Origin of the sequence: Novosphingobium sp. Chol11 (genome assembly GCF_945870625.1) — a bacterium.
GTDB lineage: Bacteria > Pseudomonadota > Alphaproteobacteria > Sphingomonadales > Sphingomonadaceae > Novosphingobium.
In genome coordinates this window covers 1-10707 of sequence record NZ_CAMBTS010000106.1, presented here as the reverse complement: position 1 = coordinate 10707, position 10707 = coordinate 1, and the positions used below count along the sequence as shown (strand labels likewise).

At 64.7% G+C, this 10707-nt stretch carries 9 protein-coding genes and 1 pseudogene; all 10 read left to right on the top strand.

Going from position 1 to position 10707, the window contains the following annotated elements; translation table 11 throughout:
• Nucleotides 1-209 (top strand): annotated as a pseudogene (locus Q0O40_RS13620) (preprotein translocase subunit YajC); the annotation flags it as partial.
• A 9-nt stretch (nucleotides 210-218) separates the two neighbouring features.
• Complete coding sequence (locus Q0O40_RS13615) at nucleotides 219-1445, top strand: XrtA/PEP-CTERM system-associated ATPase (RefSeq protein WP_295530891.1); 1227 nt, start codon at nucleotides 219-221, stop codon at nucleotides 1443-1445.
• 16 nt (nucleotides 1446-1461) lie between these two features.
• Entirely contained in the window at nucleotides 1462-2346 is an 885-nt protein-coding gene (locus Q0O40_RS13610) for an XrtA system polysaccharide deacetylase (protein ID WP_295530888.1), read from the top strand.
• The gene (locus Q0O40_RS13605) at nucleotides 2343-3404 is read left to right on the top strand and encodes a FemAB family XrtA/PEP-CTERM system-associated protein (protein WP_295530885.1); all 1062 of its coding nucleotides are present in this window, start codon (nucleotides 2343-2345) and stop codon (nucleotides 3402-3404) included. The genes Q0O40_RS13610 and Q0O40_RS13605 overlap by 4 nt, the downstream gene beginning before the upstream one ends.
• Complete coding sequence (locus tag Q0O40_RS13600; RefSeq protein WP_295530882.1) at nucleotides 3401-4615, top strand: TIGR03087 family PEP-CTERM/XrtA system glycosyltransferase; 1215 nt, start codon at nucleotides 3401-3403, stop codon at nucleotides 4613-4615. The genes Q0O40_RS13605 and Q0O40_RS13600 overlap by 4 nt, the downstream gene beginning before the upstream one ends.
• Nucleotides 4599-4880, top strand: a complete 282-nt coding sequence (locus Q0O40_RS13595; RefSeq protein ID WP_295530879.1) for an archaeosortase/exosortase family protein — start codon at nucleotides 4599-4601, stop codon at nucleotides 4878-4880. The genes Q0O40_RS13600 and Q0O40_RS13595 overlap by 17 nt, the downstream gene beginning before the upstream one ends.
• 2 nt (nucleotides 4881-4882) lie before the next feature.
• Nucleotides 4883-5911, top strand: coding sequence for an exosortase A (gene xrtA, locus Q0O40_RS13590; RefSeq protein ID WP_295530894.1), 1029 nt, complete (start codon nucleotides 4883-4885; stop codon nucleotides 5909-5911).
• Nucleotides 5908-6165 (top strand): exosortase C-terminal domain/associated protein EpsI, encoded by a 258-nt coding sequence (locus Q0O40_RS13585; RefSeq protein ID WP_295530876.1) that lies wholly within the window; start codon nucleotides 5908-5910, stop codon nucleotides 6163-6165. Before xrtA ends, Q0O40_RS13585 begins: the two co-directional genes overlap by 4 nt.
• A gap of 9 nt (nucleotides 6166-6174) precedes the next feature.
• On the top strand, nucleotides 6175-8064 hold the full coding sequence (locus Q0O40_RS13580) for an XrtA/PEP-CTERM system amidotransferase (RefSeq protein ID WP_295530873.1): 1890 nt from the start codon (nucleotides 6175-6177) through the stop codon (nucleotides 8062-8064).
• A 96-nt stretch (nucleotides 8065-8160) separates the two neighbouring features.
• Nucleotides 8161-10413, top strand: a complete 2253-nt coding sequence (locus Q0O40_RS13575) for an EAL domain-containing protein (RefSeq protein WP_295530870.1) — start codon at nucleotides 8161-8163, stop codon at nucleotides 10411-10413.
• Nucleotides 10414-10707 lie beyond the last annotated feature (294 nt).

The following is a 10707-nucleotide window of genomic DNA, read 5'->3' as shown; positions in this document are numbered from 1 at the left end:
TCAGCGTCGGCATCTACGATAGCTGGTTCAAGTCTGGCGACAGTGAGTTGCTTGATGTCAACAGCGTTGGCATCAATGCGGGCCTCTCGCGCCAGTTCACACCGCGCCTGATCGGCAATCTCGCGGTCGGGCTCGATTCTGTAAACCGCAAGGCGGTTGACGACGAGCTGGTCGCAACGGGCCTTGTCGGCCTGCGCTACAACTTCTGAGGGCCTGCCATGTACGACGATTTTTATAAGCTGACCGGGCGGCCTTTTCAGCTCACGCCCGATCCGGACTTTTATTTCGAGAGCGGCACGCATCGCAAGGCGCTGTCCTATCTCGGCTATGGCCTGGCGCAGGGCGAGGGCTTCATCGTGATTACCGGCGCGATCGGCGCGGGCAAATCGACGCTGGCCGCGCATCTCATGGCCACGATCGACCGCCAGCGGCTGACCGCCGCGCAGATCGTGACCAGCCGCCTCGATGGCGAAGAGCTGGTGCATCTGGCAGCGCGCGCGTTTGGCATTGATGTGCAAGGACACGACAAGGCCACCGCGCTCGCGCTGATCGAGAATTTTCTGCAAGACGAAGCGCGTGCCGGGCGGCGCTGCCTGCTGGTGGTCGATGAAGCGCAGAACCTGAGCGTCGATGCGCTGGAAGAGCTGCGCATGCTCTCGAACTTCCAGCTTGGCGCACACCCGCTGCTCCAGATCCTGCTGCTGGGCCAGCCCGAGTTTCGCGAATTGCTGCAAGGCTCGCCCGCGCTTGAGCAATTGCGCCAGCGGGTGATCGCCTCGCACCATCTCGATGCGATGGAGCCGGGCGAAGTCGGCCCCTATGTCGAACACCGCCTGACCCGCGTTGGCTGGCGCGGCAATCCCGCGTTCGCGGCCAATGTTTACGCGGCTTTGGCCAAGGCTAGCGGCGGTTTGCCGCGCCGGATCAACCAGATCGTCACGCGGGTTCTGCTGATGGGCGCGGTGGAACAGCGCACCACGATCGATGCCGCGATGCTGAGCGAAGTGCTTGCCGATCTCGGCCGGGATACCGCGGTGATGCCGGGCGGCAACGCTGGCCCGGCGGCCTTGGCGCAGACTATTCAGGCGGCTGGCGCTGCAGGGGGTGCCGCTTCTTCCGGGAGCGTGCCCGCGCGCGAAGCACAGGCCGCGCGCAAAGATCCGGCAATCGGCGCGCACGCCGCCGCGCCGTTTTCTGACCCGGGCGCGGCATTGGCCGGGTTTGCCGCCGCACTGGCCGTGCGCGACGAGCAGATTGCCGAATTGCAGCGGGCGGTGATCGAATTGGCCGACATGCCGGGCGCGCCGACAGCGGACCTCAGCGATATCGTGCGCCGGCTCGATGCGCTTGAAGCGCGCAGCACCGAGCAGGACAAGGCCGTACGCCACATCCTGACAATGCTGATCGAGTGGATCGAAAACGAAAACCCCCGACGTGCGGCCTGAACAGGACTTGAGCCCCATGCTGAACGCCGGGACATCAATCATCAATGGCTTGTCGGTCGACGTTGAGGAATGGTTTCAGGTTGGCGCGTTCGAGCACGTGATCAGCCGCGACGATTGGCCGACCCTCGATTCCCGGGTGGAGCGCAATTGCGAGGCCATCCTCGAGATGTTTGGCCGCGCCGGCGTCAAGGCCACGTTTTTCACGCTGGGCTGGGTCGCGCAGCGCCGCGGCGCGATGATGCGCCGGATAGCCGATGCGGGGCACGAGATCGCCAGCCACGGCTGGGACCACCAGCGCGTGTTCAATCTCGGCGAGGCAGCCTTCGCTGCCGATATCGCCCGCGCCCGCGCTGTGCTGGAAGATACCACCGGCGCACGGATCAGCGGCTACCGCGCGCCCAGCTTTTCAATCGATGCGCGCACGCCATGGGCGCACCGTGTGCTGGCCGAGCAAGGCTATGCCTACTCCTCCAGCGTCGCACCGATCGTGCATGATCACTATGGCTGGCGCGAGGCACCGCGCTTCGCCTTTCGCCCCGTAGCCGGCGCAGCGTTGCTGGAAATTCCGGTGACCACCGCCGAAGTGGGCGGGCGGCGGATGGCGGCGGGCGGCGGCGGATTTTTCAGGATGCTGCCTTATGGCGTTTCGCGCTGGGCGATCCGGCAGGTGAACCTGCGCGAGGGGCGGCCAGCGGCCTTTTACTTTCACCCCTGGGAAATCGATCCCGATCAGCCGCGCATGGCGCATGCGCCGCTGCGTTCGCGGCTGCGCCACTATACCAATCTCTCGGTCATGGCCGCCAAGCTCGAACGGTTGCCGGGCGATTTTCGCTGGGGCCGGATGGACGAGATTGCCGCGACCGAAGCGGCCGTGCTCGGCGAACAGCGGCGCGCTGCATGAACGCGCCGTTTCGCCCGGTGCGCGCCCACGTGCGGCTTGCCCATCCCGAGGACCGCGCGGCCATCGCGCGGTTTGTCGCCGATGATCCAGAAGCGACGCCGTTTCATCGCGCTGCGTGGATGGAGGCGATCACGGCTGCCACGGGTCATGGTTCGCATCTGCTGCTGGCCGAAGCTGATGGTGTGATTGCCGCCCTGCTGCCGCTTCATGCCGCGCATTCGCCGTTGTTTGGCCGTGCCCTCGTATCGTGCGGGTTTGCAGTGGGCGGCGGCATGCTGGGCGATGCGGCGCATGCGACTGCGCTGTTTACAGCCGCGACCGAGCTTGCCGGGCGGCTGTCGTGTTCCTCCATCGAAGTGCGCGGCGGGCCGATGCCGGCGGCCGAGGGCTGGCATATCAAGCGCGATAGCCACGCCGGGTTCGTGTTGCGGCTCGCCGCCGATGACGCCGCGCAATTGACTGCCATCCCGCGCAAGCAGCGCGCCGAAGTGCGCAAGGGGCTGGCCAACGCCATGGAAGTGGAAATTGGCAGCGATGCCGCTGCGCGCGCCGCGCATTACGCGGTCTATGCCGAATCGGTGCGCAATCTTGGCACCCCGGTGTTTCCGCGCGCGCTGTTCGAGGCGGTGATGGACCGGTTTGGCGCGGACGCCGATATCCTGACCGTCGTGCATCAAGGCACAGCGGTCGCCAGCGTCTTGAGCCTCTATCATCGCGGCGCGGTGATGCCTTATTGGGGCGGCGGAGTGCAGGCCGCGCGCACACTTCGCGCCAACGATGTGGTGTATTACGCGCTGATGTGCCACGCCCGCCAGCGGGGCTGCGACCGGTTCGATTTCGGCCGCTCCAAGACCGATACGGGCGCGTATCATTTCAAGCGCAACTGGGGGTTCGAGCCGCTGCCGCTGGCTTATGCGCAATGGACCGCGCACGGCGCTGCGCCGCGCGATGTCAATCCGCTAAGCCCGCGCTACCGCGCGAGGATCGCCGTCTGGCAGAAGCTGCCGCTGTGGGCTGCGAACCGCCTAGGCCCGCTGATCTCGTCAAGCCTCGCATGAGCGAAGTCTTGTTTCTGGCGCATCGTATCCCGTTTCCTGCGGATCGGGGTGACAAGATCAGGTCCAACCACCTGCTCCATGCCATTGCGGCGCGGTGGCCGGTCCATGTTGGCTGCCTTGGTGATGATGCGGCGGATATGGCGCAGGAACAGGCGCTGGCAAAGCTTGCAGTCAGCCATTGCCTCGTCCGCCGGTCCACCCCGCTGCCGCTCTGTGCGCTGCAGGCGCTCGCCAGCGGGCTCTCGGTCAGCCTGACCGCGTTCGATTCGGCGCGGCTGCGGCGCTATACTGCGCAAGTGCTGGCGACCCGCCCGATCACGACGATCTTCGTGTTTTCGGGGCAAATGGCGCAGTTCGTGCCCGCCAGCTTTGAAGGCCGCGTCGTGATGGACTTTGTCGATGTCGATTCGGCCAAGTTCGAAGCCTACGCGCAAACCGGGATGCTGCCGCGCCGCTCGCTTTATGCCCGCGAAGGCCGGCTGATGCGCCGTTTCGAGGAGCGCACCGCGCGCCGCGCCGATTGCAGCCTGTTCATCACGCGCGAGGAGCAGGCGCTGTTTGAAGCACGGCTCGCAGCGCCTGGGGCCGCAGACGTGCGCGCGCTGGGCAATGGCATCGATGCCGCGCTGTTTGATCCCGCGCTCGTCGCCCCCGCGCCGGAATTGGCGGGGCAGGGCGCGAAGATCGTTTTCACCGGGCAAATGGACTATCCGCCCAATGTCGCAGCGGTAGAGTATTTCACGTTGGCGGTGATGCCGCTGATCCGCGCCGCGCGGGCCGACGCCTCCTTTCACATCGTGGGGCGCGCGCCCACCGCGTCGGTGCTGGCGTTATCGGGCATCAACGGCGCGCAAGTGACCGGCGCGGTGCCCGATGTGAGGCCCTGGCTGGCGGGGGCCGATCTCGTCGTCGCGCCGCTCAAGATCGCGCGCGGGGTACAGAACAAAGTGCTTGAAGCGATGGCGATGGCGCGCCCGGTGCTGCTGACCTCGTCCGCCGCCGCAGGCATTGCCGCGCGCGATGGGGAACATTTTGCGATTGCCGATGGCGCGTCCGCGCTCGCCGCCAGCGCGCTCGATCTGCTGGGCAATCCGGCGCGCGCGGCGGCCCTGGGCGCGGCGGCCCGGCGCTTCGTGACCGATCATTGCAGCTGGGCCCAGATGCTCGCCGCCTTGCCCGAAATCCTGCTGGGCCATGCCGATGCAGCCTGACGTGCTCCAGCCGCCGTTCGCCGGTTTGCGCCTGCTTCACCGCCTTCCAGAACGCTGGCGCACGCCGCTGGCTCAGTTGGGCGCGGCATGGGCTGCGCTGATTCTGCTCTTTCTGGGCGATTGGCGCGATATGGCGGCGCAGTGGTGGGATAGTTCGACCTACAACCACGTTCTGCTCATTCCGCTGATTCTGGCCTGGCTTGTGGCCCAGCGGCTTGACGTTGCCGCGCGGATCGGCCGCGCGGCTGGTGGCCGGGTCTGGTGATCATGGGCGGCGCGTGCTTCGTTTGGGTGCTGGGCGATTTTGCCGGCCTGTCGATTGCGCGTCAGCTCGCCGCCGTGGTGATGCTGCAAGGCTCCGCGCTGGCGCTGCTGGGGCCAAGGGTCGCGGCGGCGATGCTCTTTCCGCTGTGCTATATGCTGTTTCTGGTGCCAGCGGGTGACGAGATTATTCCGTTTCTGCAGACGATCACTGCCAAGCTGACGATGCTGCTGCTCGCACTCACACAAATTCCGGCGCAGATCGACGGTGTGTTCATCACCACCCGGTTTGGCTATTTCGAAGTGGCGGAAGCCTGCTCGGGGGTCAAATTCCTCATTGCGATGCTGGCTTATGGCGCGCTGGTGAGCAACGTCTGCTTCAAAAGCTGGCCGCGCCGCGCCGGGTTCATGGCATTGTCGGTCGCGGTGCCGGTGCTGGCCAATGGCCTCAGGGCATGGGGCACGATCTTCATTGCCGGTCAGCGCGGGATCGAGTTTGCATCAAGCTTTGACCATGTATTCTATGGCTGGGTGTTCTTTGGGCTGGTCATGGCGCTGGTTATGGCGGCAGGTTGGCGGTTTTTCGACCGCCCGGTCGATGCCTCGATGGCCGATGCGGCTGCGATTGCGGAATCGCCGCTGCTCGCCCGGCTCGAACGGCTGAGTGTTCGCCCTGCCGCTGCGCTTGTCATCAGCGGGGCGCTGGCGCTGGGCGCGCTGGGCTGGGGGCAGGCGGCAAGCCGGCTCGAAGCGCCGCTTCCAGCCGAATTGGTCTTGCCACAAGTGGCTGGCTGGCATCTGGCGAGCGAGCCTGCCCGCTATGCTTGGGCACCGCTGCACGGGGGCGCGGATCGGCGGCTGAAGGCGCGCTATGCCGACGCTGCGGGCCATGTTGTCGATATCTCCTTCGCGCTCTATGCCGCGCAGCGCGACGGGCAGGAGGCGGGTGGGTTCGGCAGGGCGCGTTGCCGCTGGACACGCGCTGGGCATGGGAATCGCCCGGCCCCGCGTTTACCGATGCCAAGAGCGACATGATCCAGGCCCCCGGCCCGGTTCACCGGCTCGCCGCAACCTGGCTGCGCACCGGCGACACGCTGACTGGCAGCAATGCCCGGCTGAAGCTCGCAAATATCCTCGATCGGCTGCTGTTGCGCGCGAGGCCCACAGCCACCTTGATCATTTCCGCCGAGGCAGGCAGCGGTCCGCCGCCCGAAGCCGCGATCCGCGCGTTCACCGCCGCCACCGGGCCGATTGCGCCATGGATGGACCGTCTGGCAGCGATCCGGTAAGCGCGCGGCATGTGCGGGATTGCGGGTATTTTTCATACACAGGGGCTCAAGCCGGTCGATCCGGCGCGCGTGGCGCGGATGTGCGAGGTGGCGGCGCATCGCGGTCCTGATGGACAAGGCGTGTGGACCGCGCCGGGAATCGGGTTGGGGCATCGCCGACTGGCGATCATCGATCTCGCTGGATCGCCGCAACCGATGGCCTCGACCGATGGCATGGCGATGCTGGTGTTCAATGGTGAAATCTATAATTTCAGAGAGTTGCGCCGCGAACTTCAAGCAGAGGGCGCGCAGTTTCACACCGATGGCGACAGCGAGGTGATCCTCGCCGCCTACCAGCGCTGGGGCGTCGCGTGTTTGCCGCGCCTCAACGGAATGTTCGCTTTCGCACTCTACGACCTGCGCCAGCGCACCTTGCTGCTGGCGCGCGACCGGCTTGGCGTGAAACCACTGCACATGGCCTCGCTGGCCGATGGCAGCGTGATTTTCGGGTCCGAACTCAAGCAGCTGATGGCGCATCCTTCGCTGCGGCGGGAGATCGATCCGCTCGCGGTCGAGGATTATCTGGCGTGGGGCTATGTGCCCGATACGCGCTCTATCCTGCAAGGCGCGGAAAAGCTGCCGGCAGGCACCTATCGCCTGCTGCGCCATGACGCGCCGCCGTCGCCGCCCGTTCAGTGGTGGGATGTCTCGTTCGAAGCGCGCGAAGCGGGCAGCGATGCCGATCTTGGCGCGCATCTGCTGCATCATCTGCGCGAGGGGGTAACTTCGCGCATGGTCGCGGACGTGCCGCTGGGCGCGTTCCTTTCGGGCGGGGTCGATAGCTCGAGCGTGGTCGCGCTGATGGCCGAGGCCAGCGCGGCGCCGGTCAAGACCTGCACCATCGGTTTCGATGTGAGTGCGCTCGACGAAAGCGCTTATGCTGATCGTATCGCCAAGCAATTCGGCACTGAGCACCGGATGCGCAATGTCGGCGCGCAGGATTTCGAACTGGTTGACCGGCTCGCCGCGATGTTTGACGAGCCATTTGCCGATGCCTCGGCGCTGCCCACCTTGCGAGTCTGCGAACTGGCGCGGGAAAACGTGACGGTCGCGCTTTCGGGCGACGGCGCGGACGAGGCTTTTGCCGGATATCGCCGCCACGCCTTTCAGCACCGCGAAGAACAAGCGCAGGCTTTCCTGCCACAAGCCTTGCGCGGGCCGGTGTTCGGCGCGCTGGGCGCGCTCTATCCCAAGCTCGATTGGGCTCCGCGTCGCCTGCGCGCCAAGACCACGCTGCTCAGCCTCGCCAGTGGGGGCGAAGAAGGCTACGCGCGCGCGCTCAGCGTGACCGGTCCGGATTCGCGCGATGCGCTCTATACGCCTGATTTCAAGCGGCTTCGCGGCGAATACCGCGCTGAGCAACCGTTTGTCGCGCTGATGCGCGGCGCGCCGGGCCGCAGCGGGCTCGACCGGGCGCAATATGCGGATCTGAAGTTCTATCTGCCCGGCGATATCCTGACCAAAGTGGATCGCACCAGCATGGCGGTCAGCCTCGAAGCGCGCGAACCGCTGCTCGATCACCGTTTGATCGAATTTGCCGCGCGCCTGCCCGAACGGCTGCGCGTGCGTGGGATGACCGGCAAGTGGCTGATGAAGGATGCGATGCGGCGCTATCTGCCCGAAGATATCCTGTTTCGCCCCAAGATGGGCTTCGTCACGCCGATTGCCGCGTGGCTGCGCGGGCCGCTGGCAGGCGAGGCGCGCGGCATAGCGCGGGGCGGCGCTCTGGGGCGCACAGGCTGGTTCGAACCGGCCCGGATCGCCGCGCTGGCGGAGGCGCATATCGCAGGTTCATCCGATCACAGCCGCCTGCTGTGGCAGCTGTTGATGCTCGACCGATCGCTGCGAAATCTGATGTGAACCAGTGCTTTGCGTGGTTACCGAAACGTGACTAAAGTAAGGCTATGGTAACCATTACCGGCTAGTCCGGAATGGTCATCAGGAACCTGACGGTACATGCGCAAATTCGTTCGATCCCCGATCGGAATATCGTTGCTGCTCAGCCTCGCCCTGTGGCTGTTCGGTAGCAACGAGATTATCGGTCATCCCTACTGGAACATGGTCTATAAGGTTTGGCGCGAGCCTGCGCCGAAGGCCATCGTGCTGGTCAATGTGGATGATATCGGCAATTTTGGCAGCGCCGAGGCGGCCAAGGTGCTTGACCGCGTCAGACGGTACATGCCGCGCAAGGTTTACTTTGATCACGATGTCAACACCGGGCTGAATGCGGCGGCAGATAGCGATCTGGCGCGCGCGATGGCCTCGTTTGGGCCCGATCTCGCCTTGGTCGCCCGCGCCGAAAAGCTCGATGATTTTCGCCCTGAAGCCTTCAAGATCCCGCCCCGATCCGTCCGCGGCGATAGCGCCATTGTCCTTTCTGCGTGGTCGACCAACGCCTATTATTATGTAGAATCAGCACCATACTCCCTGATATTCGACGGCCATCGCTATCCGACGCTCAGTTCAGAGCTCGCCGGCGTGAAGTCGAGCTGGCAATCGATCTACTATCCCGACTTTTCCATGGACCCCGACACCGTTCAGCAAGTGTCTGGCCGCCAGTTGTTGGCAGGCACGGTCGCGCCTGGTCTTCTCGGCGGGCGCAGCGTGGTGGTCACTTCGCTCCGGCAGGCCAAAACCGGCGGATACTTCGGGCACGGCGTGACCCCCCTAGTGATGCAGGACATCGCCGGGGCGGCTGCGCTCAAAGCGCATTATGTGATCGATATCACCTTCGTGCCGCTGCTGGCGGTGTTGCTGGCGGCGCTAGTGCTCCTCTCTCGCGCGCGGTCTTCAAAGGTCAAAGTTGCGACTTATGGCATGATCTGGCTGCTTTTGCTTAGCGTGCCGATCGCGATGCGCATGGTGGGGGTGCTCGTCGGCCCTGATGTCTCGATCGCGATGCTAACTGTTTTTGGAGCCATCCGGCTTTGGGAAAAGCGCACCCGGCGGATCCAGCATACCAATGCCTCGGGCCTGCCCAATCTCATCGCGCTCTCGGCGTCCGGGTTCGAGGTTGGCCGCGATGTGGTCGTCGTCGTGATCGCGCGTTACGAGGAGATGGTGGCGACTTTGCCACGCGAGTTGCGCGGCGAATGTGCGCTCCAGATCGCGCGCCGGCTCTCGCTGGGTTCGAAGGCGAGCGAGATCTACCAGGGCGATGGCGGGCACTTCGCCTGGACCGAGGAGGCGCGTCCGCTCGAACATCAGCTCCACCACCTTGAGGGTTTGCGGGCGCTGTTTGCTTCGCCGTTGCAGGTTGGGCCGCACACCTTCGATACCAACATTCACTTCGGGCTCGATCGCAACGAAGGCATCGACCGGCTGACCCGCGTGAACTCTGCCGTGGCCAGCGCAAACGAGGCGCTGAGCAATGGCCGGGCCATCGAATTGTTCGAAGCACGGCGTCTGGCCGAGGCACCTTGGGAGCTTTCGCTCCATGCGCGGATCGAAGAAGGCCTGCAGAATGGCGACATCTGGCTGGCGTTTCAATCGCAATGGGATTTCGCGCAGGGCCGGGTGATTGGCGCAGAAGCGCTGATCCGCTGGAATCACCCGACCCGCGGGTCCATTGCGCCCGATGCCTTTATCCTGCAGGCCGAACGGGCAGGGCGCATCGACACCCTGACCTATTGGGTCCTCGATCAGGCGATCACTGCTGCGCTCGAACTGAATGCCATCGGGCCGCGCTTCCAGATGAGCATCAACCTCTCGGCCCAGATGGTCGACAAGCCTTATCTGGTGGCGAATTTTGCCGAGATCGTGCGCCGCCGGGGGATTGACCCCGCCTTGCTGACAATCGAGATTACCGAGACATCGAGCGTGAGCAATCGTCCCGCGGCCTGCGACAATCTTTCCCAGCTGCGCGCGCTGGGCTTTCGGCTGTCGATCGACGATTTTGGCACGGGCGAGGCGTCGCTGACCTATCTGGCCGACCTGCCGAGCGATGAACTCAAACTTGATCGGCGGTTTGTCTCGCGCTTGCTCACCAGCGACCGCGACCGCGCGATCATTACCAGCACCATCGCGCTGGCCCATGCGCTGGGACAATCGGTGGTCGCCGAAGGAATCGAGGATGCGGCAACTTTCGCCAAGCTCGGCGAGCTGGGCTGCGATTGCGCGCAGGGGTTTTATCTCGGCCGACCGCAAGCGTTTGCAGCCTATCGCGAGGAGTACCTCGCCAGCTTCTCCAGCCGTTATGGCGACATTTAACTGTTGTTAACCGCGTTTGACAATGATATCTTCATACTCACTAACCGTGGATGGGGATTTTTTTATGATCATGAAGCTTCTTTACAAGCTGTTCTTCTGAACATCGCAACGCGACTCAGATTTCTCTAACGCCAACAGGAAGCCGGGAACCTAGGTTCCGGGCTTCGTTTTTTGCCGGCTTTGCTGGAGTTTTAGCGACGGAAACCCCAGAAAACCGGGGCGCTGCTCGGGCTCGAGACAATGCGCCGCAATGGTTTGGAAGCAAGTCCGGGCGCTGCAACCAGTACCCTCATC